General features: G+C 70.3%; 23 protein-coding genes. 11 read left to right on the plus strand and 12 right to left on the minus strand.

Annotated features, from left to right (window positions below; all coding sequences use genetic code 11):
- Window positions 1-15 precede the first annotated feature (15 nt).
- From AC3EO4_RS14030 to AC3EO4_RS14050, 5 genes are all read right to left on the minus strand, one after another.
- Window positions 16-1,821 (minus strand): UvrD-helicase domain-containing protein, encoded by a 1,806-nt coding sequence (locus tag AC3EO4_RS14030; protein WP_431895833.1) that lies wholly within the window; start codon window positions 1,819-1,821, stop codon window positions 16-18.
- Window positions 1,822-1,825: 4 nt separating this feature from the next.
- Entirely contained in the window at window positions 1,826-4,762 is a 2,937-nt protein-coding gene (locus AC3EO4_RS14035; protein ID WP_431895835.1) for a hypothetical protein, read from the minus strand.
- A gap of 111 nt (window positions 4,763-4,873) precedes the next feature.
- Complete coding sequence (locus tag AC3EO4_RS14040; protein ID WP_431895837.1) at window positions 4,874-5,629, minus strand: class I SAM-dependent methyltransferase; 756 nt, start codon at window positions 5,627-5,629, stop codon at window positions 4,874-4,876.
- A 106-nt stretch (window positions 5,630-5,735) separates the two neighbouring features.
- Window positions 5,736-6,782, minus strand: coding sequence for an ABC transporter substrate-binding protein (locus AC3EO4_RS14045; protein WP_379583211.1), 1,047 nt, complete (start codon window positions 6,780-6,782; stop codon window positions 5,736-5,738).
- 17 nt (window positions 6,783-6,799) lie between these two features.
- Window positions 6,800-7,048, minus strand: a complete 249-nt coding sequence (locus tag AC3EO4_RS14050) for a putative acetyltransferase (RefSeq protein ID WP_431895840.1) — start codon at window positions 7,046-7,048, stop codon at window positions 6,800-6,802.
- 57 nt (window positions 7,049-7,105) lie between these two features.
- Here AC3EO4_RS14050 and fdxA point away from each other — a divergent pair, with 57 nt between their 5' ends.
- From fdxA to AC3EO4_RS14065, 3 genes are read left to right on the plus strand one after another with little or no spacing between them, the layout of a single operon-like run.
- Window positions 7,106-7,432 (plus strand): ferredoxin, encoded by a 327-nt coding sequence (gene fdxA, locus AC3EO4_RS14055; protein WP_354905819.1) that lies wholly within the window; start codon window positions 7,106-7,108, stop codon window positions 7,430-7,432.
- Between the two features lie 3 nt (window positions 7,433-7,435).
- A complete protein-coding gene (dapC, locus tag AC3EO4_RS14060; protein ID WP_431895842.1) occupies window positions 7,436-8,506 on the plus strand; it encodes a succinyldiaminopimelate transaminase in 1,071 nt (356 codons plus the stop codon).
- 11 nt (window positions 8,507-8,517) lie between these two features.
- Window positions 8,518-9,147 (plus strand): DUF4178 domain-containing protein, encoded by a 630-nt coding sequence (locus tag AC3EO4_RS14065; RefSeq protein WP_431895844.1) that lies wholly within the window; start codon window positions 8,518-8,520, stop codon window positions 9,145-9,147.
- Between the two features lies 1 nt (window position 9,148).
- On the opposite strand, the gene AC3EO4_RS14070 is transcribed toward AC3EO4_RS14065, so the two are convergent.
- Window positions 9,149-9,949, minus strand: a complete 801-nt coding sequence (locus AC3EO4_RS14070; protein WP_379583218.1) for a hypothetical protein — start codon at window positions 9,947-9,949, stop codon at window positions 9,149-9,151.
- 37 nt (window positions 9,950-9,986) lie between these two features.
- Between AC3EO4_RS14070 and AC3EO4_RS14075 the strand changes: the two genes are divergently transcribed.
- The 4 genes from AC3EO4_RS14075 to AC3EO4_RS14090 all read left to right on the plus strand — a co-directional run bounded on the left by AC3EO4_RS14075 (window position 9,987) and on the right by AC3EO4_RS14090 (window position 13,572).
- Complete coding sequence (locus AC3EO4_RS14075) at window positions 9,987-10,820, plus strand: 2,3,4,5-tetrahydropyridine-2,6-dicarboxylate N-succinyltransferase (protein WP_431895846.1); 834 nt, start codon at window positions 9,987-9,989, stop codon at window positions 10,818-10,820.
- Between the two features lie 137 nt (window positions 10,821-10,957).
- On the plus strand, window positions 10,958-12,019 hold the full coding sequence (gene dapE, locus AC3EO4_RS14080) for a succinyl-diaminopimelate desuccinylase (RefSeq protein WP_431895848.1): 1,062 nt from the start codon (window positions 10,958-10,960) through the stop codon (window positions 12,017-12,019).
- Between the two features lie 159 nt (window positions 12,020-12,178).
- Window positions 12,179-12,973 carry an LOG family protein gene (locus AC3EO4_RS14085; protein WP_379583224.1) on the plus strand — a complete coding sequence of 265 codons (795 nt, stop codon included), beginning with the start codon at window positions 12,179-12,181 and terminating at the stop codon, window positions 12,971-12,973.
- An 11-nt stretch (window positions 12,974-12,984) separates the two neighbouring features.
- Window positions 12,985-13,572, plus strand: a complete 588-nt coding sequence (locus AC3EO4_RS14090; protein ID WP_379583226.1) for an LOG family protein — start codon at window positions 12,985-12,987, stop codon at window positions 13,570-13,572.
- Window positions 13,573-13,733: 161 nt separating this feature from the next.
- Here AC3EO4_RS14090 and AC3EO4_RS14095 read toward each other — a convergent pair whose 3' ends face one another.
- The 3 genes from AC3EO4_RS14095 to AC3EO4_RS14105 all read right to left on the minus strand — a co-directional run bounded on the left by AC3EO4_RS14095 (window position 13,734) and on the right by AC3EO4_RS14105 (window position 15,708).
- Entirely contained in the window at window positions 13,734-14,162 is a 429-nt protein-coding gene (locus AC3EO4_RS14095; RefSeq protein ID WP_431895851.1) for a MarR family winged helix-turn-helix transcriptional regulator, read from the minus strand.
- The gene (locus AC3EO4_RS14100; protein ID WP_431895853.1) at window positions 14,162-14,578 is read right to left on the minus strand and encodes an SRPBCC family protein; all 417 of its coding nucleotides are present in this window, start codon (window positions 14,576-14,578) and stop codon (window positions 14,162-14,164) included. Before AC3EO4_RS14100 ends, AC3EO4_RS14095 begins: the two co-directional genes overlap by 1 nt.
- 848 nt (window positions 14,579-15,426) lie before the next feature.
- Complete coding sequence (locus AC3EO4_RS14105) at window positions 15,427-15,708, minus strand: hypothetical protein (protein ID WP_431895855.1); 282 nt, start codon at window positions 15,706-15,708, stop codon at window positions 15,427-15,429.
- Between the two features lie 28 nt (window positions 15,709-15,736).
- Between AC3EO4_RS14105 and AC3EO4_RS14110 the strand changes: the two genes are divergently transcribed.
- Window positions 15,737-17,050 carry a hypothetical protein gene (locus AC3EO4_RS14110; protein ID WP_431895857.1) on the plus strand — a complete coding sequence of 438 codons (1,314 nt, stop codon included), beginning with the start codon at window positions 15,737-15,739 and terminating at the stop codon, window positions 17,048-17,050.
- On the plus strand, window positions 17,047-17,604 hold the full coding sequence (locus AC3EO4_RS14115) for a DNA-3-methyladenine glycosylase I (RefSeq protein ID WP_431895859.1): 558 nt from the start codon (window positions 17,047-17,049) through the stop codon (window positions 17,602-17,604). The genes AC3EO4_RS14110 and AC3EO4_RS14115 overlap by 4 nt, the downstream gene beginning before the upstream one ends.
- A gap of 392 nt (window positions 17,605-17,996) precedes the next feature.
- Here AC3EO4_RS14115 and AC3EO4_RS14120 read toward each other — a convergent pair whose 3' ends face one another.
- Window positions 17,997-18,839, minus strand: a complete 843-nt coding sequence (locus AC3EO4_RS14120) for an EamA family transporter (RefSeq protein WP_431895861.1) — start codon at window positions 18,837-18,839, stop codon at window positions 17,997-17,999.
- A gap of 9 nt (window positions 18,840-18,848) precedes the next feature.
- Window positions 18,849-19,712, minus strand: a complete 864-nt coding sequence (locus AC3EO4_RS14125; RefSeq protein ID WP_431895863.1) for an alpha/beta fold hydrolase — start codon at window positions 19,710-19,712, stop codon at window positions 18,849-18,851.
- A gap of 91 nt (window positions 19,713-19,803) precedes the next feature.
- Here AC3EO4_RS14125 and AC3EO4_RS14130 point away from each other — a divergent pair, with 91 nt between their 5' ends.
- The gene (locus AC3EO4_RS14130; protein WP_379583242.1) at window positions 19,804-20,277 is read left to right on the plus strand and encodes a MarR family winged helix-turn-helix transcriptional regulator; all 474 of its coding nucleotides are present in this window, start codon (window positions 19,804-19,806) and stop codon (window positions 20,275-20,277) included.
- A 403-nt stretch (window positions 20,278-20,680) separates the two neighbouring features.
- On the plus strand, window positions 20,681-21,205 hold the full coding sequence (locus AC3EO4_RS14135) for an EF-hand domain-containing protein (protein WP_431895866.1): 525 nt from the start codon (window positions 20,681-20,683) through the stop codon (window positions 21,203-21,205).
- Window positions 21,206-21,761: 556 nt separating this feature from the next.
- Here the strand turns inward: AC3EO4_RS14135 and AC3EO4_RS14140 are convergent.
- Window positions 21,762-24,113 carry a DUF2264 domain-containing protein gene (locus AC3EO4_RS14140; protein ID WP_431895868.1) on the minus strand — a complete coding sequence of 784 codons (2,352 nt, stop codon included), beginning with the start codon at window positions 24,111-24,113 and terminating at the stop codon, window positions 21,762-21,764.
- Window positions 24,114-24,115 lie beyond the last annotated feature (2 nt).

Genomic DNA, 24,115 nt, shown 5'->3' on the forward strand with positions numbered 1-24,115 from the left:
TCAGAGACTATGTGATTAGGACGACAAAAAAGGGCTCCCTCTTCCCGCATGGGAAACGTAGAGCATGGACCTCGCCCGCGTACAGGCGACGTAGAGCAATCCGCGCTCACGCTGGAGCACGCGCGCCCTGCTGGCGGGGTCGTTCGGTAGCGGCTCCGGCATCACGCCCTCGGCGATCCCGATCAGCGCGACCCGCTCGAACTCCAGGCCCTTCAACCCGTGCAGCGTCGTCACCCTGACGTCGTGACCCGCGGCCGTCAGCGCCTCCTTGGCGGCCTTGACGAGGCGGGTGGTGCGCGCGGCCACCGCGATCTCCGCGGCGGGCACGCCGTCGTCCAGCCATGATCCGATCGTGGTGACGAGCCCGGCCAGCTCGTTCTCCGGCGTGTCGTAGGCCCTGATCGTCGGCCGTTCGCCGTGGTGGGTGCTCCTGAAGCCGTGCAGCTCCTGAACGTTCTTGACCAGCCCCAGCGCGGGACCGCCGCCGCGCAGCCGTACCCCGAAGGAGAGCACCTCGTGCGGCAGCCGGTACGAGATCGCCAGCTCGTGCTGCACCGCGTGGATGCCGACCGACTCCAGCGCGATGCGATGGTCGGTGATGCGCTGGTGCGGGTCGCCGACCACGAACAGGTCGTCGGGCGCGCGTGGCACCGCCGCGCGCAGCAGCCGCCACTGGGCGGGGCTGACGTCCTGCGCCTCGTCCACCACGACGTGCCTGTACGGCTTGCGCCCTGGCTCGCCGAAGCTCAGCACGTCGTCGAGCAGATCGCCCGCCGCCCTGGTGAGCAACCGCAGCGCCTCCTCCGTCAACTCGGCCAGCGACCGCGCTCCAGGCCCGACGAGCACGGGCTGCCGCCCCTCGACGTCGGCCACGATCCTGATCGCCAGCCTGTCGACGTTGTCCACGTCGATGCGCTTGCGGATCGACTCGTCCTCGATCAGCGTGTCGAGGCGCCCCGACAGATCGGCGGCGAGCCCCTGCGTGAACGTCACCAGCAGCACGGGGCCGTTGCCGTGCTCGGCCAGGTGCGCCGCCCTGTGCAGGGCGATGAGCGTCTTGCCGGTGCCCGCGCCGCCGGTGACGAGCACGGGATGGTCGTAGTGGCCGGCGCGGGCCAGCCGGTGCTGCGGCGGGTGCAGGAACACGCACCAGTCGGGCGCGGTCACGATCCTGTCGAGCTCCTCGACCCTGGAGGCGAACACCGCCAGGTCAGGGCTACGCACCAGCGCGCCGAGCAGGTCGGAGGTGTCGATCGGTTCGGGGGAGTCCCAGGAGGTGCGGCGGGAGTCGAGCGCCTTCCACGCCTCCGGCAGCGAACCGCCCCTCGCCATGACCGCCAGCGGCAGGTGCTGCGTGGGCGGCAGCAGCGGCTCGAGCGCGTCCACGTCGGCCTCGTTGGTGATCAGCCTGATCAGCGGCAGCAGCGCGAGATCGATGCCCAGGCTCAGCAGTTCGGCGTCGTCGACCTGGGCGAGCAGCCGGGACTCGCCGGCCGAGCGGCGCAGCGCGTGCTCGACCCTGCCCAGCGCCTCGGCGTCCCACTGCTCGATCACGCCGATCAGCGGATTGACGCTGAACGCGTGCCGCCCCGCGTACGCCTCCGCCTCGTCGTCGGGCAGCAGGGTGAGCAGCCACGAGACCTCGCCCTGCCGTACCACGACTCCCATGAGCCCGTCGGCCATCCGTACCGTCCCCACCCCCTCGGGGGCGGGGACGCCCAGCAGGAACCCGTGCAGCGCGGCCATGACCTGCTCGCGCTCCGGCAGAGCCAGAGCGCTGAGCTCCCTCGAGAAGCCGGGGGCGATCGCGAGCCGCGCCACGGGCTCAGTCCAGCAGGTCGAGCAGGTCGCGGTCCCCGCGTTCGCGGAGCCTGGTCTTCAAGTCGTCCAGACTGACGTTGCCCGACATGCCAATCCTTATGGCGATGATTCTGGCGGCGTGCTCGATGGCGCTGCTCAGGCCCGTGTAGTCCGCCAGGCGCAGCGCCTTGGAGATCTTGCTCGCGCCCGGCGTGGCGACCGGCAGATGCTTGGCCCGCAGCACGCCCTCCTTGGAGAGCGTGATGAACAGGTGCCCGCCCTCCCTCGCGCCGACGTCCGCGAGCAGCCTGCCCATCTGGCTGATGGACGGCCTGCCGTGCCAGCTCATCGACAGCTCGCCGGCCGCGCTCCTGACCGTCCAGCTCGCGCCGGGGGTCAGCCCGAGATAGGCGGCGAACCCGCTGGGCAGCGCGCACTCGCCGGTCGCCAGCTGCTCGGCGGTCACGTCGATCCGCAGCCACCAGCGCCCGTCGGGCTGGCGGAAGCAGCGTTTGGTCAGCGCGACGTCCTTGAAGCCCTGGTACGGCTTGCCGTTGCCGTCGGACGGCGCGGGAGCGGGCGCGGCGAACTCCTCGAACCGGGCGGGCGCCTGAACGGGAGCGCCCTGCGGCTCGTGCCCCGGCGGCTGGAACCGCGGCTCCTGCGCGAACGCCTGCGGCGCCGGAGGCGCGGAAGGGGCGGCCGACGCGGCCGACCCTGGTGGCGCGGCGGACGCGGGTGGCACGGACGGCTCCGCGGCCGGCCCGCGAAGGCTCGGCTCGGGCACGTCCCCCGCGCCCGGCATGTCGGGGACGTGCGCGGGCGCCGCCAACGTCGCCTGCACGAACTGCCAGGCGGGCACGTCCAGGGCGCGGATCTCCCTGCCGTGCCAGTCGGCGGCCCCGATCAGCAAGTCCCTCGGCGGGTCCACACCCAGCCTGGCGCGCAGGTCGTCCAGATGCGCCCGGTACGGCGCGGTCTCCTCGACGGCCAGCCACCGCAGCAGGCGCTGCCGCAGCTCGGCCTCGACGGAGACGATCTCCTCCTTGGCGACCGCGAACAGCTTGGCCAGCTGCTCGACGGCCGAGGGAGTGTCGGTGAACACCCGGTTCTGCGCGACGGCCCACGTCTTGTCGTCCAGCCCCGCGAAGGAGGACTCGATCAGCGCATGCAGATCGACCTCCCCGCCCGGCACACCGCGCGCTTCGGGCGTCTCACCGCCCGGTACGGAATCCGCCGCCGCGAGGGCCTGTTCACCGGCCTGGCGTACCGGGTCGGCGGCATCCAGCCCCGAGCGAGCCGCATCCGCGTCGCCGATGACGTCGTCCTCGGCGCGAACGTCTTCGTGCCTCGCCGCCTCACGGTCCTCGTCGGCGCCCTCATCCAGGACATCCTGCGCCCCGGCACGGACCGCCTCGTCCCCGGCGACCCTGTCCCCGGCGGCCTCGTCCCTGGCGACCTCGTTCTCGACAGCCTGGGCCTCTCCCTCGTCGACCGCCCCGGCCTCGGGCTCCTGCACATCGGCCGGCCACGGCTGGTCGCCGCGCGGCGCCTCCTCGGGTAGGGACTCCCCGGCCTCGAACGCCCCGGAAGACGCCGCCTGGAGCCCACCCTCCACTTCAGGCGACAGCCCGGCGGCCACTTCAGGCGACAGCCCGGCGGCCTCGGACCCAAGAGCGGCCTCCTCTTCGCCGGAGGCCCCCGCCGACTCGGACCCAAGCGCAGCCTCGCCCTCAGCCGCGGCAGACCCGGACAGGAGCACGTCGTCGTCTTCGGGCGACGCCTCCGCGGATTCGGCCGTGAAGGCGGCTTCAGCGGCGGGCGACGATCCGGCCGATCGGAGCACGTCCTCGCCCTCCGGCGATGCCCCGGCGGATTCGGCTCCGAAAGCTGCTTCGGCCGCGAGCGACGATCCAGGAAGCTCCGACCTGAGCGCGGCCTGGTCTTCAGGCGAGGCCTCGGAAGACTCGGCTCCGACCGCGCGCTCAGAGCCCGGCACTTCCTCGGAGGTCTCCGGCCAGACAGCGGCCTCCTGGCCGCCTTCGACGGGCTGAGCGGACGTCGAGGCTTGGAAGGCGTCCCATCGACCGGCGGGGGGCTCGGACCTGCTCTCGGCAGCGGGAGCCGGGGAGGCGGCGTCCTGGCCGGTCGTCGCGGTTCCGGTCCCGAACGCGTCGAACGGGGTCCCGTAGGACTGCTTGGTCGAGCGGGGCTTGCGCGAAGGAAGCGGAGGAGCCTCGGGAACGGCGCGAGCCTCAGGAGAGAGCGCTCCGGGAACGGAAGGTGCCTCGGCTCGCGACCCGGCGACGGCCGGCTCGTCCGACGCGCCCGGAAGCGACGTGCCCGGAACCGATGCGCCCGGAACCGATGCGCCCGGAACCGATGCGCCCGGAACCGATGCGCCCGAATCCGAAGCGGACGGGGCAGACGGCGAGGGATCCGAGACGGCCGGAGCCGGCACCGAATCCGATACGGCCGGATCCGATATGGCCGGCTGGGGGGCGATCCGCGAGCCGGCCGGCTTCTCCGCGGGCTCGGATCGCGACGCGACCGCCTCGCCCGGCGCCAGCCGTACGAAAACGGCGGCGAACAGCGAGTTGAGCACCGGCCGGGCCTTCACGAAAGGCTGGTCCATCAGCTCGCGGCTGCTCAGCGCCAGCAGCCCCGGCCACGACCCGGCCCTGTCGATGGCGATCGCCACGTGCGGCTCGTCGGCCTCGTCGGGGTCCAGGACGTGCAGCGCGGGCAGCACGTCCCCGATGGCCGCGGCGGGCCAGTGCTCGAGCGCGATCTCCGTCAGCAGCTCGCCAAGGGACTCGGGTCCGATGCCGGCCAGCACCCGGGGCATGGGCAGGCTCCGCCACCACGCCTCAGGCAGGTGTGGTTGCCCGTGGAGCAGCGTGATCGCGGCCGCGTCGCTCCACCGCAAGGGTGGAACGAGGTCGCTCAGGCAGAAGTTCATCCTGTTCCGTTCACCAGCCCCTCACGCCGCTGACGCGACGCAGCCATACTCTTGCCGCCACGGAACAGACCATAGCCGCGCAAAACAGCCCTGTGCATCATGGAGTACGTATCAGCGCCTGACGGCGGCGAAGCGCAGCCGCACGTAGTCGGCCATCCAGCCGCTCTCCCTGCGGAGCGCCGGAGCGGCCAGTTCGTTGACCCGCCTGAGCAGCGGCTCGACCATATCGGTCGGCAGACCTTCGAGGAGCGAGCCGGCGAACATGCGGACCCAGTCGGCGGCTCCCGCCGGGCACTCGTCGAGCGGGGTGGGCCGGTCGAAGTACTCGAGCAGCCTGACCACGAAGCCCTCCTTCTCCAGGAGCCTGGAGTGCTCGGCGGGCGTGGGGAAGTACCAGGGCAGCTCGGGCTCGCGCAGGCCGTACTCACGCCATGCGGTGGAGACGGCGGTGGTCAGTTCCGCGCAGTTGCCCGCACCGCCCATCTCGGCCACGAACCGGCCGCCGGGCCGCAGCGCCTCGCGCACGTTGGCGACGACGGTGCGGGGGTCGCGGCTCATCCAGTGGAGTGCCGCGTTGGAGAAGACGGCGTCATAGGCCTGCGCGACGCTGAAGTCGTGGCCGTCGCCCACGATGAAGTCGATGCCCGGGTGCTGGGCCAGAGCCTTTTCGATCATCGCGGACGAGCCGTCGATGCCGAGCACGCTCGCCCCCCTGGCGGCGATCTCGGCGGTGAGCACGCCCGTGCCGCAGCCCAGATCGAGCACACGCTCGCCAGGCTGCGGATCGAGCAGGTCGACCAGCGGCGCTCCTTGCGGCGAGACATAGCCGAAGCTGCTGTCATAGGCGCGAGCGGTCAACCGTGTCATGCTCGGTGTGTCGTATCGCAAGACCGATCAGCTCCCCCGTAGTGGGACAACAACTGTAGGGGCAGAATGTCTCTACGACATATCAGTCACACCGGGCACACTTGTCTCACCTGGCCCACACCTTGTTGACGTAGGCCTTCGCCGCGTCGGTCTGCGGGATCGTGAGCAGCACGGGCGGTCCAGGAGGCGCGGGCAGCTGGGCGGCGGTCTGGGAGTCGAGCGTGCCCTTCATGAGCATCGCCTCGCCTCGCGCCGGACGGGCGTGCCCCTTGAGGAACAGGTTCTGGCCCTCGTCGGAGAACAGGAACTCCTGCCACAGCCTGGCGGCGGCGGGGTGCGGAGCGTCCTTGTTGATCGCCTGCACGTAGTAGGCGCCGAGCGGCGCGTCCTTGGGGATCGTGACCTTCCACCCCTCGCCCTGCTGGGCGGCGCGGTCGGCGTTGAGGTAGTCCCAGTCGATGAAGACGTTGGCGGTGTTCTGCTGGATGAACTGCCCTGCCTTCCTGAGCTTGGCGAACAGCTCGACACCGCGCTTCACCTGGGGCACGCCGTTCACCATCGAGGCGGCCATGACGCCGTTGAAGGCGGCGGCGCTCTGCCGGGGGTCGCCGGGGAGCGCCACGGTGTAGCCGGGCTTGAGCAGGTCGGCGTAGGAGGCCGGGGCCTGGACCTTGCGCGAGTCGTAGCCGAGCGACATGTAGCCGCCGTAGCCGGCGTACCAGGCGCCGCCCCTGTCCTTCACGTGGTCGGGCAGGTCCTGCCAGCCCGCCACCTTGTACGGCGCGAAGCGCGCGGCGTTGGCGACCGCCACCTCGAGGCTCAGATCGAAGACGTCCGGCTTGAGGAGTCCCGCGGCCTCGATGGCGCGCTGGCTGCTGGCGGTTGGTTCGAGTTGGTTGACCTTGATGTCGTATTTTTCGGCGAAGGTGTCGATGATCTCGCCGTAGTTGACCCAGTCACGGGGCAGGGCGATGACGTTCAGCCCGCCCTCCTTCTTGGCGGCCTCAGCGAGTCGCTCCACCGTCGTGAACCCGGCCTTCATGGAGGCGGCCTTCACGTTGACCGGCGGGAGCGGCTTCTCTTCCGTGGTCGCAGCACCACATCCGGCGCTGATGAGAACGGCGGCTATGGCGGCACAGGTACGAACAGTCACGCAAGAGATACTCGCCGTTACATCCGTCCAGGTCGAGGAGGCACGACCTTGGCGGCCACCAAATGCTCCTCCCGGATCTCCACGAGAGTGCCGTCGCGCTTGCGGACGCGGAGGATGCCGCCGTCCCACGATTCGAGAACGCCTACCGCGTCGCTGAACCCGCCCGGAACCCTTCTTCGAGTGGTGACCCTGGCCCCAATGTCCGAGCTTGTCACGGCGATGACGAGGCGAGCGGCCACAAGTTTGCCACCCTCCGTTCCCGACACTTGGCTGACCCGGCAATACTAGGGCGTAGCAAACCGCGGTCTAAGAAGGAGCTCGACGTGACGTACGTCATCGCGCAGCCTTGCGTGGACGTCCTGGACAAGGCGTGCATCGAGGAGTGCCCCGTCGATTGCATCTACGAGGGCGAGCGCATGCTTTACATCCACCCTGACGAGTGCGTGGACTGCGGCGCGTGTGAGCCTGTCTGTCCCGTAGAGGCGATCTTCTACGAAGATGACCTTCCCGAGCAGTGGAAGGACTTCTACAAGGCCAACGTCGACTTCTTCGAGGACCTGGGCTCGCCCGGGGGCGCCTCGAAGGTCGGCAAGATCGACAAGGATCACCCCGTCGTCGCCGCTCTGCCACCGCAGGCCGAGGAGCACTGACCGGTGCACAATCTGCCGGACTTTCCCTGGGACCGGCTGGCGCCGTACAAGGAGCGCGCGCAGGCGCACCCCGACGGCATCGTCGACCTGTCGGTCGGCACTCCGGTCGATCCCGTGCCGCGGGTCGTGCAGGAGGCGCTCGCCGGGGCCGCTGACAGCCCCGGCTATCCGCTGACGTACGGCACGCAGGAGCTGCGCGCCGCGGCGGCGGGCTGGTTGCGCCGCAGGCACGGCGTGACCGTCGAGGAGCGGGCCGTGCTGCCGCTCATCGGGTCGAAGGAGTTCGTGGCCTGGCTGCCGACGCTGCTCGGCGCCAAGCGGGTCGTCATCCCCGAACTGGCCTATCCCACCTACGACGTGGGGGCCAGGATCGCGGGCGCCGAGCCGATCGCGGCCGACGGGCTGCTGGCGCTCGGCCCGGCCGACGTCGACCTCGTCTGGGTCAACTCGCCGTCCAACCCGACGGGCAAGGTGCTGCCCGCCGAGCACCTGCGCAAGGTGGTGGACTGGGCGCGCGAGCGCGGCGCGATCGTCGCCTCCGACGAGTGCTACATCGAGCTCGGCTGGGAAGCGGAGCCGATCTCGATCCTTCATCCCGACGTGTGCGGCGGCTCCCACGAGGGGCTGCTGGCCGTGCACTCGCTGTCCAAGCGCTCCAACCTGGCCGGATACCGGGCCGGGTTCGTCGCGGGCGACCCCACCCTGGTCGCCAGGCTGCTGGAGATCCGCAAACACGCGGGCATGATCATGCCGGAGCCGGTCCAGACGGCGATGGCGGTCGCGCTGGGCGACGACGCCCACGCCGACGAGCAGCGTGAGCGCTACGCCGCCAGGCGGCTGCTGCTGCGTCCCGCGCTGGAGAAGGCGGGCTGGCGCATCGATCACTCCACCGCCGGCCTGTACCTGTGGGCCTCGGACGGCGGCGACTGCTGGGATCAGGTACGCCGCCTTTCCGAAACCGGGATTTTGGTCGCTCCCGGTGATTTCTACGGAGCCGCAGGTAGCAGCCACATCCGGATCGCCATGACGGCCACCGACGAACGCATCAGTGCGGCGGTGCGTCGTCTCCAGTAGGATCCGGCGGCATGACCTCCATGGTCGTAATCGGACTGAGCGTCGTGACGATAGTCCTCCTGCTGGGCGCCCTGCTCGCCACCATGCGCAAGGGTCGCCCGGCCGCGGGCTCGGTGTCGCCCCTTCCCTCGGGAGGGCAGGGCACGATCGGCTCCGACTACGACGACCCCCGCACGATCAAGGTGGGGGACAAGATCGAGACCCACGGCACGGCCGCCAAGGTGCGCGGTGCCGTCCACGTGGCATGCCAGGGGCAGCAGTGGACCGAGTACCTGCTCGATGACGGCTCGCGACGGCCGGTGTGGCTGTCCGTCCAGGTGCGGCACGGCCTCGTCTCCACCGATCCGCCCCACCTGGAGGTCCTGCTCTGGACCAACGTGCCCACCCAGGGCATGATCCCCGCCAGAACCATGCTGATCATGGAAGGCGTGGAGTTCCACCCCATCGACAGGGGCACCGCCGCTTTCAGGTCGGAGGGCGAGACGGGGCGGCCCGAGCGCGGGCTGCTCGACTTCGCCGACTACCGGGCCGCCGACGGGCGGCTGCTGTCGTTCGAACGCGTGCAGGGCGAGGGATGGACCGCCAGCTACGCCCAGCCGCTGCCGCCGGGCTCGATCACCATCGTGAGCCGCGCCGCCTGACTCACGTCAGCTCGACGTCGCGGTCGCCCGCCTTGCCGCCGTTCTTCCAGCCCTCCGACGACCAGACGATCCCGTCGTAGCCGACGCTGCGCAGGCCGTACTGCTGGGCGTGCGCGACCGACCAGGCGGCGATCAGCCATCCGCGCCTGGTGCTCGGCACGCTGACGGCGCCGAGGGCCCTGGTCAGCTCCCGCCGCGCGTCCGCGGGCCGCGACGGCGACGGTGTCGCCTTCACGGGATAGGTGCAGTGAACGGCCCGCGGCACCCTGCCCGTGAACGCCGCCGACAGGATCCGCGCGTTGCCCTCGTGCGGCGCGTAGGCGTAACCCCCGGCCGATCGCTGTACGGCCTGCGCCGCCTCGGCGACCGGCAGCTTCCGGTATCCCTTCACCTTCACCAGCGCGGCGAAGAAGCGGTTGGTCGCATAGACCGGGTCCATGATCTGCTTCTTCTTGCCCCAGCCCTGCGAGGGCCGCTGCTGGAACACCCCCACCGAGTCGCGGTCGCCGTACGAGAGGTTGTAGAGCTTCGACTCCTGGATCGCCGTGGCGTACGCGATCACGACCGCCTGCTCGGGCAGCCGCCTCCGCTCGGCCACCGCCGCGATCGTGGCCGCGATGCGCGCCTGCTCGATGTCGAGCTCCAGCTCGCCCTTCGGCGTCTTCACCACGCAGCTCTCGACGGGCTCGGCGAGCGGGTCGGCCTTTCTGAGCAGGACATAGACGCCCACGGCGATCGCCACCGCGAGCGCGACCACGATGATCCCGATGGTCAGGACCGCTCGGGAGAAGCTACGCCGCACCCTGAAAAACCTACCCGGACAGATAGGCTCCGTGGCCATGACCAACAGGCATTCGAGCCCGTTGCCGGCGGCCATCGACGAACTGTGGGCCAACCGCGCGGAGCTTTCTCCTTCCGACACCGCCGCCAGGGGCGTCGTCGTCGGCGCGATCGACCAGCTCGACACCGGCAGGGCGCGCGTGGCCACCGTCACCGCCGACGGCGAGGTGGTGGTCGACGAGCGGGCCAAGCGCGCCATCCTGCTCAGCTTCAAGGTGCTCGGCATGGCGAGGTCGCAGGTGGGCGACTTCCAGCACCACGACCGGCTGCCGTTGAAGACCACGTTCGACGGGGTCAGGGTCGTGCCGGGCGCGATCGCCCGCTGGGGTTCCTACCTGGCGCCCGGCGTGGTGCTCATGCCCTCCTTCACGAACATCGGCGCGTTCGTCGGCAGCGGCACCATGGTTGACACCTGGGTCACCGTCGGGTCATGCGCGCAGATCGGGGAGAACGTCCACCTGTCCGGCGGGGTGGGCATCGGCGGCGTCCTCGAGCCGCCGAACGCGCTGCCCGTCGTCGTGGAGGACGACGCGCTGATCGGCAGCAGGGCGATGCTGGTCGAGGGGGCGCGCGTGGGACGCGGGGCGGTCGTCGGGGCGGGGACGATCCTGTCCGCCTCGATGCCGGTGATCGACGTGCAGACGGGGGAGGAGCTCGGGCGCGGGCGGATCCCCGACTGGTGCGTGGCGGTGGGCGGGACGAGGCCGAAGGAGTTCGCAGGGGGGACGTTCGGGTTGCCGTGCGTGCTGGTGCTGAAGCGGCTGGAGGCGGGGCAGCGGCATGACAAGGCGGCGCTGAACGAGGTGCTGAGGGAGCACGGCGTCCACGCCTGACCGCCTGCCTCAGGTGCGGCGCGCTGCAGCGGATCGGCGGGCCTGCTTCGCGTGCGGCGTGCCGTACCGGAGGGTGGGACGCCAGGTCGACGGCGCCCGCGCGGCCCCGTGGGACCCCGGCATTAGGGTGGGTTGTCATGCTGGACTTGACGCAGGACGTAGGCGCGCTGACCGCCGCCATCGTGGACATCGAATCGGTCAGCGGCAACGAGAAGGTGCTCGCCGACGCGGTCGAAGAGACGCTCAGAAGGCTTCCGCACCTGACCGTCGACAGGTCCGGCGAGACCGTCGTCGCCCGCACGAACATCGGCCGTCCCGAGCGCGTGCTCATCGCCGGCCACCTCGACACGGTCCCCCTCGCGGGCAACCTTCCCAGCCGGGTCGAAGGCGATCTCCTCTACGGCTGCGGCACCTCCGACATGAAGGCGGGCGTCGCCGTCGCCCTCAAGCTCGCCGCCCTCCTTCCCGAGCCGAACCGCGACGTCACCTACGTCTTCTACGACTGCGAGGAGGTCGAGGCCGAGCGCAACGGCCTGACCAGGGTGAGCCGCGACCACGCCGACTGGCTGGCCGCCGACTTCGCCGTCCTCATGGAGCCGACCGACGGCGTGATCGAGGGCGGCTGCCAGGGCACGCTCCGCGCGGAGATCACCACCCGGGGCAAGCGCGCCCACAGCGCCAGGTCGTGGCTCGGCGTCAACGCCATCCACGCCGTGGAGCCGATCCTGGCCACGCTCAACGCCTACGAGGCCCGACGACCCGTCGTCGACGGCCTCGAATACCACGAGGGGCTCAACGCGGTGACGGTCCACGGCGGCGTGGCCGGCAACGTGATCCCCGACCAGGCCGTGGTCACCGTCAACTACCGCTTCGCTCCCGACCTGTCACTGGCGGAGGCGGAGTCGCACGTGCGCGAGCTGTTCGACGGGTTCGAGGTGGCCTTCACCGACGGCGCCCCCGCCGCACGCCCTGGGCTGACGCATCCGGTGGCCGCCGCGTTCGTCGCCGCCGTCGGCGGTACGCCACGGGCCAAGCTGGGCTGGACCGATGTCGCGCGCTTCTCCGCCCTCGGCGTCCCCGCCGTCAACTACGGCCCCGGCGACCCGAACCTCGCCCACCAGCAGGGCGAATACGCCTCTCTCAGCCAGATCAGGGACAGCGAGATCGCGATGCTGAACTGGCTCTCACCCGGCGCTTAGGACCCCACAACGTGAAAGTGGCTTTCCTCGCCGGCCATTTGGCGGGGAAAGCCACTTTCAGTCCCGAGCAGCACCCTCGGCAGTTAGACGCAGGACCTTCGAAATCTGGTTCCCTCCTTTTTTCAAGATTTTTTAGTCGGGCGCGCTAGCGTGATCCGTATGAAACGGACACGTCCCGAACGCCGTCAGGGGCCCGCGCTCGTCCGCGGCCAGCTGGTTACCGATTCCACCCACGACCAGCGCCTTCTCGACCGCCAGGGCCCGGCGGACTGGGTCCACATGGATCCATGGCGGGTGCTGCGCATCCAGGCCGAGTTCGTCGAAGGCTTCGGCCAGCTGGCCGAGCTCCCCACCGCGGTCACCGTGTTCGGTTCGGCGCGCACCCCCGACGACTCCCCCGAGTACAAGACGGGCGTCGAGTTGGGACTCAAGCTCGCCAAGGCCGGATACGCGGTCATCACCGGCGGCGGGCCCGGCGCCATGGAAGCGGCCAACAAGGGCGCGTCCGACGCCGGAGGCATCTCCGTCGGACTCGGCATCGAGCTCCCCTTCGAACAGCGCATGAACGACTACGTCGATCTCGGCATCGAGTTCCGCTACTTCTTCGTGCGCAAGACGATGTTCGTGAAGTACTCGTGCGGGTTCATCGCCCTGCCCGGCGGGTTCGGCACGCTGGACGAGCTGTTCGAGGCGCTCACGCTCGTGCAGACCCACAAGGTCACCTCGTTCCCCGTGGTGCTCATGGGCTCGCGGTTCTGGGGCGGGCTCATCGAATGGATCAAGGGGTCGCTGCTGGCCACAGGGAAGATCTCGGCTCACGACCTCGACCTGATCCAGATCACCGACGACGTCGACGAGGCGGTGAACATCATCGTCGAGTCCGAGCACAACCGGTCCAAGCGGAGGGAGGAGGAGCTGGAGGCGGTCGCGAGCCAGACGGCAGAGCCTCAATAGACTCCCCTTTCGTGAACATCTGCGTTTTCTGTGCCTCCAGTCAGAAGATCGACCCCAAGTACGTGGAGCTCGCCACGGAGGTAGGCACCGAACTCGCCCTCCGGGGCCACACCCTGGTGAGCGGCGGCGCCACGGTCTCCTGCATGGGCGCGGTGACCAGCGCCGCCCGCGCCGCCGGGGGGCGCACCGTCGGCGTCATCCCGCAGGTGCTGGTCGACATCGAGGTCGCCGACGACGGGTCGGACGAGCTGATCATCACCGCGGACATGCGCGAACGCAAGGGCGTCATGGACGCCCGCTCCGACGCGTTCCTGGTGCTCCCCGGGGGCATCGGGACGCTGGAGGAGCTGTTCGAGATCTGGACGGCCCGCGTCCTCGGCGTCCACGCCAAGCCGCTGGTGATCCTCGACCCGTGGGGGCTGTACGAGCCGCTGCGGTCGCTCGTGGAGCACATGTACGACGAGGGGTTCACGCGGGCGAACGTCTTCGACGCCATCTCGTGGACGAAGTCGGTGGAGGAGGCGTTCACCCTCCTGGAGTCCCCGGGCCGGCCACTGTCGCCGAGCGTGGAGGAACTCGGCGAGTCGACAGGCGCCTGACCGGGGACCCTGAGGCTCAGCCGTTCTCCTTCGCCTCCGTCACCCGCATGGCTCCGGCCCCTCGCACGCCCGGCCGGCCGGGCGTTCCTGTAGGAACCGTGCGGGCGCCGTCAGCCGTCAGGTGCCGGAGTGACGGCGCCCGCGAAACACCGTGGAGCGCCTCAGGATTCGGGATGGGCCAGGCGGGCGAGCAGGGTGACCGCGTCATCGAGGGCCACCGGCTCGAAGAAGCGCGCGTCGACCTGTTCGACGGCGGCGATCGCGCGGGGTGCCAGCTCGGCGCCGGCAGCGGTGACCCGCAGCCGTTTGGCGCGGGTGTCGGCGGGATCGACCTCGCGCTCGACCAGTCCTTTGGTCTCCAGCGCGCGCAGGACCTGCGAGGTCATCTTGACGTCGGTGCCGGCCTGGCGGGCGAGAGCCAGCTGGTTGGGGTGCTCCCCGTGGGTGTTGAGCCACCAGGTGCAGGCCAGCAGTACGAACTGGACGTGCGTGAGATCGAGGGGGGTCAGGGCGGCGGCGATGTCGCGCTGCCAACGCAGCGTGGCATGCCAGAGCAGGAAGCCTGGGCTCTCGCCAGGGCTGAGAGCCATCAGCCGCGCGCCCGCTCGACGAGGGCGGCCATGGTGGCAGGCCAGTCGGCGGTGACCGCCGGGCCGATCTGTGGCCCGAGTTCATCGGCCGCGGCACCCGTGATCTCCATCCGGTACACCACCCGAGTGCAGAGTCGCTCGCCCCGGTCAAGCCGGTGGACAGTGCGCAGGAGCAGGCCGTTGATACGAGCCTCGTCCACGAACAGCTCGTCGACAGTCGCCTCGGCGACGCGCAGGTGCACCGGGTCCTGCCCGGCCGGAGTCATCACGATCTCAGCGCCCGCCGCGAACGGACCGCTGATCTGGATGCTCTCGATGTCGGCGTTCCAGGCTCTCCACCTCTCGACATCGGCCCACAGGCGCCAGATCGCCTCGGGCGTGGCATCGGTCTCGACGCTGTGCTCGTACGTCCACATCAGGGGTCCTCCCCGCTCTCGACAGATAGTCAACGCGAAGATTATCTATGCGAAGACTATCTGTCCACGCGAATCCTCGAACCGCCGCCCACGCACCAACCCCCGAAGGACTTCCGCAGCCGACCACTCAGGCGCGTTCGACCTCCGCGCCGCCAGATCTTCGGACCTTGGCGGCTTCGGACCTCCGTGCGTCCGGCCCTCGTGCCCCCCGGCTCACATCTCCCGCCCCCGGTCCCGGTTCTCCCGTCCCTGGTCCCGGTTCTCCCGTCCCTGGTCCCGGATCTCCTGCCCCGGTCCTGGATCTCCTGCCCTGGTCCTGGATCTCCTGCCCTGGTCCCGGATCTCCTGCTCCCGGACCCGGCATCCCGCGCCTCTGGAGCGGTATCCCGGGCAGTCGTGGGTCCGGGTTCCTCGCGCGACCGGTTCCCGCGGCTTCGGTTCCTCGTGCGCTGGGCCTGCGCCATCGCCTCTCGGCGTGCCCTCGCTCCCGTGTCGATGGCCTCCGGCACGCTCGCCCCGTGCCTGTCGTTCGCTCGCACGGCGTGGTCGGCCGTTCAGGCGTGGTCTCGAACGGAGGAGTGCACGCCTGGCCCACCGGAACCGAGCCCGTTCGCTCGTCGGTACGGTCGGACGAAAGGGTTCGAGCAGGCCTCAACCGACGACGAAGCCCGCGGTCGAACGACGGTCGGCCTGCCCGCGCGCCGGGGTGTTGGACGTATGCCGACACGCCCGGGATCACAGGCGACCGGACCGGCATTCGCGCTCGCCGGTCGGGCCGGTCATCAGGTTGCGCCGACGCTCGCGGGCTGGAGGCCGTCCGCAGGGGGCAGGCGTGCCATCGGAGGGGATCAGGCCAGGCCGCGGCGGGTGACGGCGGGGGCGCGAGTCCCTGCGAGGGAGTCGGTCATGTCCAGCGCCAGCCGTACCTGATCGGCATGCTCGGTCACGAACACGCCCGCGCCTGCCCATCGAAAGACGGCCGCCGCGGCGAGCGCCGCGTCGAGCTGCCCAGGCAGCCTGACCAGCGCGATACCCCCGCTCCGCACGAGCTCCCGCACCTCGTCGGGGATGCGCACAGGCGTCCAACCGGGTCGTTCAGGCGCGCCTGGCGTCAGCACTACAGGCCTCATGTCTCGATCGTACGAGTACGATTCCAATGTGCTGGTCGTACTCGCCATCGCCGCGCTGGCGATACTCGCCTGCGTCGTCGTGGTCTCCCTTGGCAGGGGCGGTGAGCTGACCGAGTTCCCGCCTGACGTTCCGCCGCTCGGCCTTCCCCAGGCCGGGCAGCTCACGGCGGTCGATTTCATGGCGCTCCAACTGCCGGTGAACCTGGTCGGCTATCACACGCAGAGCGTCGACGAGACCCTGCGCCGGGCCGCCAACGCGATCAGCGCCCGCGACACCCGCATCGCTGTTCTGGAGCAGCGCGTGGCGGAGCTGCTGGCCAGCCGGTTGCACGCGCGCCAGGAGGCGTACGCCGGTCCCGGCACCGCGCCCCGCACCGAACACCGCCCCGACGCCCCGTCCGTCGCGCTTCCCGAGGACGAAGGCGCAGCCTCGTCCGCCGCGCACGCCGAAGGTGCCTTGATCGCCCGATTCGGTGATCACGGGGAAGTCGTGAACGCGTCCCCGCTCGACGAGCGCGAGAACAGCGCCCCGGCTGTACCTGACGATGAGTTCGTCCTGGATCACCCACACGGCGAGTCGTCCGCTGACCCTGACGCCAGAGCCTTCGACTCGCATGCCGCGGCCGCCGAACCGCACGTGGCCGCATCCGACCCGCACGCCGCCATGGCATCCGACCCGCACGCCGCCATGGCATCCGACCCGCACGCCGCCACGGCGTCCGACCCGCACGTCGCCACGGCGTCCGACCCGGACGGCCCGGCACCCCACCCGCACGTGGCGGTACCTGCCCCCGCAGCCAAGGCGTCCGACCCGCGTGTGACGGCGTCCGGCGCGGACAGCGCGTCCGACTCGCGTGTGACGGCGTCCGACCCGAACGGCGCGACGGCCGACCCGAACGGCGCAGCTCCGGGGGCAGCCCGCGTGGGTCACCACCCCGTCGGCGACACTGCCGACGCCGAACGACTCCAGGCCGAGAAGACCACCCCCAGGGAGGTCGACGAGCACCAGGACGGCAGCGCCGGCCCCGAGCTGATCGACCAGTCTCCGAACGGTGCCGCCGCTCCCGATGGGACGGGCCCGACCGGACGTGAAACCGCCGCTCTCGCCGAGAGCGAGATCGGGCATGGCGACGCCGCTCCGGAAGAGGCCGACCAGGAACAGGGTGGAAGCGCCGAACCCGAGAAGGTCGGCCGCTCGTGGGGTGACATCGGTTCTCCTTCGGATTTCGGTCGACACTCGGGTGAAACTGGCGATTCCAGACGCGATCGGGCGCCCGGCGGTCGCAACGGTGCCAGCGGGCTGCCTGCCTCGATCGGCCAGGACAGGGAAAGGCGTTCGTGAGCGAGGTCATTCGTTGCGAGTGGACCGGCATGACCACCCCGCTCTACATCGCCTACCACGACGACGAGTGGGGTCGCCCCGTCGAAGGGGACGACAGGGTGTTCGAGCGGGTGAGCTTGGAGGCGTTCCAGTCGGGCCTGTCGTGGCTGACGATTCTGCGCAAGCGGGAGAACTTCCGTAAGGCGTTCGACGGCTTCTCCATCGCGAAGGTCGCGGCCTACACCGAGGAGGACGTCGACCGGCTCCTCGCCGACGAGGGCATCATCCGTAACCGGGCCAAGATCGAAGCCACCATCGCCAATGCCAGGGCCGCTCTCGAGGTGCCCGAAGGATTGTCCGCGGTCGTCTGGCGGCATGCTGCCCCTGACTCTCCCGTACCCAAGTCGATGGCTGACGTTCCGGCGATCACGCCCGGGTCGAAGGCGCTGGCCAAGGAGTTGAAGGGATACGGCTTCCGCTTCGTGGGGCCGACCACCGCCTATGCGCTCATGCAGGCCATCGGGCTGGTGAACGACCACATCGCCGACTGCGTCGTACGCACCCCCACGCGCTGATCGGCGTTCGCTCCGGCCACGCCTGTGTCGAGATGAGCGGGCGCTCACGCGCGATCACGCGGGTTCGGGGCTTGCTGGAGGTGGTCCGGCCGTTCGGCGGCCGGCCTCGGGCTGCTGCCCGGCTACCTGACTCAGGCACGCGGGTTCGGGGCTTGCTGGAGGTGGTCCGGCCGTTCGGCGGCCGGCCTCGGGCTGCTGCCCGGCAACCTGACTCAGGTTCTCGCTGCGTTCTCACCGAAGAAGGCTGACGGTGAGGCCGGATCCGAACCGAAAGGACGTCGGGGCGGGGACCGGATGGTGGCCCCGGACCAGGAACGACACGGCCCGGCCAGGTCAACCGGTTGGGGCGGTCGGGAAGGTCTGCGGCAGGGCATGAGACGGGCGTGTGCCGGTCAGCCCGCGGAGATGGCCAGGACTCCGATGAGGGAAACGGCGATGCCGATCTGCTGGGCGCGTTCGAGTCGCTCGTTCAGCACGATCCGGGCCAGCGCGATGGTGACGATGGTGTGCAGCGAGCCGAGGACGGCGGCGACGCTCACCATGCCGAGTGTCGAGGCGGTGGTGTACAGGGAGTCGGCCGCGATGATGAGGGCGCCGATCCCGGCGATCGCGGGCAGGGAGGCCCTGGGGGCGCTCACGCGGTGGCGTTTGAGGATGATGACGGACGCGAGGGCGGTCACTGCGGTGAGACGGGCGGTCAGTAGAGCCCATCCGACGTCGCCTTCACCGGCGTTGTGCATGGTGAGGAAGAAGGTGCCGAAGCCGAGCGCCGCCAGCAGGCCGTAGATGACGCTCGGCGTCGTCCGGGAGCCGGGGTCCTTGTCGCCACCCGACTGGTACGAGGTGAAGACGAGACCGATCATCGCCAGTGCCAGGCCGGTGAACTGGAGCGGACCAGGAATCTGGCCGGATGCCAGCCCGGCCAGCAGCGGGACGACCGGTGCGGTCGCCGCGACGGGCGCGACGATGCTCATCTTGCCGACCGCCAGCCCGCGGTAGAGGGCGGCGATGCCCACGAGTTCGCCCAGTCCCGCGACCGCGGCGAGGCCGAGGGCCGAGGCGTCCGGCGGGCTCGCCCCTCGCACGACCGCCATGACCACGAGCAGGACAAGGGCGGCGGATTGCGAGATCAGCAACACCGACAACACCGGCACAGAACGGCTCTTGAGCCCGCCGACGAAATCGGCGGCTCCCCAGCCGAGACTTGCGCCGAGGGCGAGCGTGATGGCGAGCATGCGGGCTCCTCAGCGGCGGGCGGTGAGGTCGAGGATCGCGGGGATGACGATGTCCCACTGGTCCCGCGGGAATACCTCGTGGCCGGTCTGTTCCATGGCGATGAGGCGGGCGCCGGGGATCTCCGCCGCCAGGGCGCGGCCGTGGCCGAAGGGCACGAACGGGTCTTCGGTGCCGTGCAGTACGAGCGTCGGTGCCTTGATCTGGCCGAGCCGATGCCGCCACGGCTCACCGGCGTCCAGCAGGAACGGGTTGGTCAGCTGCGCGGCGATGTCGACGGTGCGGTCGACGACGCGTCCCGCCAACTGCCTGACGGCGTCCTCGTCGAAGGGACGCGTGCGGGCCGCGAAGGGCCGTTCGGCCTCGACCAGGTAGGCGATGACCGCATCCCGGTCCGACCAGTCGGGCTCGGGCGGTTCGGCCGCGAACAGCGCCTGCAGCTCAGCTGACATCTCCGGCAGGTCGTCCTGCTGGTGTCCGGGGCTTCCGGGCGTCGAGGACGCCAGCGTGAGCGAGGCGACCACGTCGGCGTGGTCGAGCGCCAGGAGCTGGGCGACCGCCGCGCCCTGCGACATGCCGACCACGTGGGCGCGATCCAAGCCGAGCACCTCGATCAGGGACGCGGCGTCGGCGACCAGGTCGCGCAGGTCGTGTGCGGGAGCCCCTGCGGGCGAGCCGGTCGACCGGCCCGCGTCCCTGCTGTCGTACCGGATGACGTACCGGCCCGCGGCCACCAGTCTCTGGACGAGCTCTTCGTCCCAGTTCAGCAGGGAGTGGCCGCCGCCGTGGATCAGCAGGATCGCGGAGTCCTCGGGGACGCCGAAGGCCTCGGTGGCCAGCTCGATCCCGTTGACCTTGATGATCCGTTCCATCATGTTGCGCCCTCCGGAGAATCTTCGTTACATGTAACGGAGAAAGTAGCAGAGAAGTTCGTTACATGTCACGAGAGTTTCGTAGACTGCCGTCATGACCCCTGAACCAACGCCAAGCCGGGCCGCGCTCGACGCCTGGGCCGCCTACCGCAGGTTGCACCTGTCCGTGGACGCCGAGATCGCCCGCGACCTGGAACGGGATTCAGGCCTGTCGATGCCCGACTACGAAGTGCTGGCCGCGGTGGCGGAGATGTCGAGCCAGGAGACATGTGTACGGGTGATCGGTCTCGCCGCGCACATGAACTGGGACCACAGCCGCTTGTCGCGTCAGCTCGGCCGCATGCAACAGCGTGGGCTGATCGCCCGCCACGCATGCGAGCTGGACGGCCGCGGCGACGACGTCCTGCTCACCGAGGCCGGGCAGCAGACCTACGACGCGGCCACCCCCGCCCACCTCGCCTCGATCGACCGCCACTTCACCGGCGTGCTGTCGGCACAGCAACTCAACACCTTGACCGGCATCGAACACGCCGTCGCCGCCGAACGTCGAGCCGCCACCCCGCGGTGAACGGCGTGCTGCGCCGGTGGGCTGTGTCGGCGCGGGCGGTCGTGTGCGGCGAGCCTTCCTGGTTGAACACGCCGTCGTCCCCGAACGTCGAGCCGCCACCCAGCGGCGGCGAAACGGCGCCGGTGGGCTGTGTCGGCGCGGGCGGTCGTGTGCAGCGAGCCTTCCTGGTTGAACACGCCGTCGTCCCCGAACGTCGAGCCGCCACCCAGCGGCGGCGAAACGGCGTCGGCGGGCTATGCCAGCGAGCGCGGTCGTGTGCGGCGAGCCTCCCTGATTCCGAAGATCCACGAGAGTCTCGCACGTCGTGGAGTTACTCACAGCAATGGTTCTGTCACTGTGCCGAAAGGAGAGGGAGTCCGTGGGGCAGGGGTTGTCTGCCGTGACGCCGGGGACGATCCGCCGCATGGCGAGCACATTCCAGCGGGGCAAGGTGGAACTGGTTTTCAGTGCGATGGACACCGACGGCGACGGCCTATTGCGCGAGAGCGACTTCGAGTCCCTCGCGCGGCGCTGGGCGTCCGTCCGTGCAGCGGGTGATGAGGAGCGCCTGACTGCGATCATGCATGGCTGGTGGGGAACGCTCGCCGCGCACTCCCGCGACCCCGAGTCTGTCACGGTCGACGACGTCCTCACTGTCGTGGATCTGCTCGGCCAGATACCTGACGCCGTCACCGCCACCGCCGAGGCCATGTTCGAAGCCGTCGACGAGGACGGCGACGGCCGGATCTCCCCGACCGAGTACCAGCGGATGATCGAGGCGTGGAACGGCAGCCCCACCGACACCACCGCCGTGTTCGCCCGCCTCGACGCTGACGGCGACGGCATCATCTCCCGCACGGAGTTCACCCTCCACTGGAGCGAGTTCTGGGCGGGCGACGACCCCGCGGCACCAGGCACCCACGTCTTCGGCACGCCCTCCATCCCTTGACCAGACCGGCTCGGGTGTCGGTGTGACGACGTCTGTGTTGGGGAGTGTGGCGGCTTCGGCTTCTGGCTAGGCCCGGTTTGGGTGTTGGTGTGACGAGGTGGCTGTGTTGGAGGGTGTGGCGGCTCCGGCTTCTGGCTAGGCCCGGTTTGGGTGTCGGTGTGACGACGTCTGTGTTGGGGAGTGTGGCGGCTTCATCTCCTGGCCGGGCCGGCTCGGGCGTCGGTGTGACGAGAAGGCCACGTTGGAGAGGGCAGCCTCCATGCCGTAATCCCTGCACATACTCCTCAAGGCCGGGTTTGGCCGGCAGGGACGCTCTGACCCGGCTCATGAATCCGGCGCAGAACATCATCAAAGGAACTCGCCGCGATCCCGAGTTCGGCCGGCTGGAGGCGCTCACGCCGGACGTGGGCTTCTGGAAGGTACGGGGCACGAGTGGCACCCGAGCTCAACTCCGGAGCCCATGTCAGGTGCGAAGACGCAGGCGGAGTCGATGAGTGTCCACCGCTGGTTGTAGGGATATCCGGAACGTCGCCCTTTCTCTTCATACGGGCTCCCGCTACTTTGCGCCACGCCGTGGCGGCGGAAGCTCCGGGCCGTGTAGAGGGCGTCCTGGCGGGGCAAGGTCGGCCTGGGTCAGCGGGTGGGCCTGGTGGTCGCCGTCGGGGAAGGTGATCGTGACCGCGTCGGAGGTCACGTCGACGGTGATCGCGTCACGGAGAGCGGACGGGTGGACGGCGTCTCCCGACAGGACGATGAGCGAGACGTGGATGCCAGGCGTGTCCGCGTGCAAGCACGGCACCGCCGAGTGCGGTCCGAAGGCGTTCGACTCCACGTCGCGGGACACGCTGGCGTGTTGCCAGCCGTACAGGCCGATGATCGCTGAGGTGAGCCCGTCCGAACGGCGGGTCCATGCCCATTCGGGGCCGGTGGCCGCGGCGGGCGGCGAGGCGTCGGAGACGGCGTAGCCTCCCTCCCGAACCGTCAAGCCGCTCGTGCGCGCAGCTGTCTCCATGACGTCAGAGGACTCCGGCGAGTGCCCGTGGCCTTCGGATCTCGCGGCGTCGGCTGGTATGGGGTCCAGTGGCGGTGGTTCGGCGGAGGGGCCGTCGGCTGGCGTGGGGCCCGGTGGGGGCGGTTCGTCGGCCGGGGTGAGGCGGGGTGAGGGTGGTTCGGCGGAGTGGGCGTCGGTTGGGGTGGGTGCCGGTGTCGGCGGTTCGGTGGAGGGGGCGTCGGCTGGGGTGAGGCGGAGTGAGGGTGGTTCGGCGGAGTGGGCGTCGGTTGGGATGGGGGCCGGTGGCGGCGGTTCGGCGGAGGGGGCGTCGGCCGGGGTGAGGCGGGGTGACGGTGGTTCGGCGGAGGGGGCATCGGTTGGGGTGGGTGCCGGTGTGGGCGGTTCGGTGGAGGGGGTGGGGGCTGCGGAGGTGGGCTGGGTGGGGGCGATGGTGTGGATGCGGACTTCCCAGGCGCCGCGGACGATCGAGGTTGTGGTGATGCGGGCGCCGTCGGGAGTTTCCGTATAGGACGAGGCGGTACGGTCGCCGCAGGTCAGTGGATGGATGGTGCCGCGGGGGGAGGGGAGGCCGTCGGCGGAGAGCAGGGCCAGGTGGTTGTCGACGTTTCTGGCCCAGGCGTGTTCGGCGGATTCGGGGGCGGTGCGCGTGGAGTAGGCGAGCTTGGCGTAGTGGGGGTCGTCGGGCGGGGCGCCGTGGTCGCTGCCGTGGTTGATCAGGCGGACGATGCCGTCGTGGCGGGTGCCGTGGAGAAGCAGGCCGGTGGTGGGGATGGCCACGGTGAGATCGTGCTCGTCGATGGGGAGCATCTGTTCGCGAGCTGTCCACACCGGATGTTCGGGCGGCAGCAGCAGGCCGAGGAGACCCTTGGACGCCCAGTACGGAGACGCGGGCCCTGAGTAGGCCTGGGTGGTGGGCAGGAAGGTGTCGTACCAGCCCATGGGGAGCAGGCCGCGGCGGTCGGGGACGCCGCGTTCGACGAAGTGGCGGGCGACGGACGAGGCGAGTTTCCTGGTCTGGCCCGGGCTGAGCGGGGTGGCGTCGGCGAGCGCGCCGAGCCAGACGGGCGCGAGCGAGGCGAAGCGGTAGCAGAGCGAGCGGCCCTGGTGGACGGGCGCGCCGTCGGAGCCGAAGAAATGCTGGTAGGTGGTGAGGAACTCGGCCAGGCGGTCGCGGTAGAGCTTGGCCCGATCGGTGTCGCCCGACATGCGGGTCCACAGCAAGGGATACAGGTGGAGCGCCCAGCCGCCGTAGTAGTCGAAGTTCCGGGTGCCGCCGTCGGTGTACCAGCCGTCGCCGACGTACCAGTCCTCGATCCGTTCCAGGCCCCTGTCGATCTCGTCCTGTTCGTACGGCCCGCCGACCGACTTCACGAACTCCTCGCTCACGGTCTGGAACAGCATCCAGTTGTTGTCCCACGTCCGCTTCCCGATGAAGCCGCTCAGCCAGGCGACCACCCGTTCCTGCACGTCGGACGGGAGCCGGTCCCACAGCCACGGCTTCGACTCGTGGAGGCCCACCGCGATGGAGGCGGCCTCGACCATCTGCTGGGAGCAGTCGGTCAGCGCGGGCCAGGCTTCGTCGCTCGCGGGATCGGTGCCGTTGGCCAGGCCGGTGGCGTACCTTTCGATCAGCTCGGGGCGCACCTGGCCGCGCGCGCCCGCGATGCGGAACGCGGCGGCGAGGAACGGGCGGGCGAACCCCTCCAGACCGTCGAGCGCCACCCCTGACCAGCTGGCTCTCCCAGGTAGCCGGTATTGGGCGAAGCCCGGCGACGCGTATGGCACGACCGAGTCGAGCAGGTGGTCGGCCAGCTTCTCCCAATGGGCGCGCGTCCAGCCGGTACGTGGTGAGAGCAGTCGGTCGGTGGGCGGCAGGGACAGGTAGGGAGGGGTCATGC

This window comes from Nonomuraea sp. bgisy101, assembly GCF_057708945.1.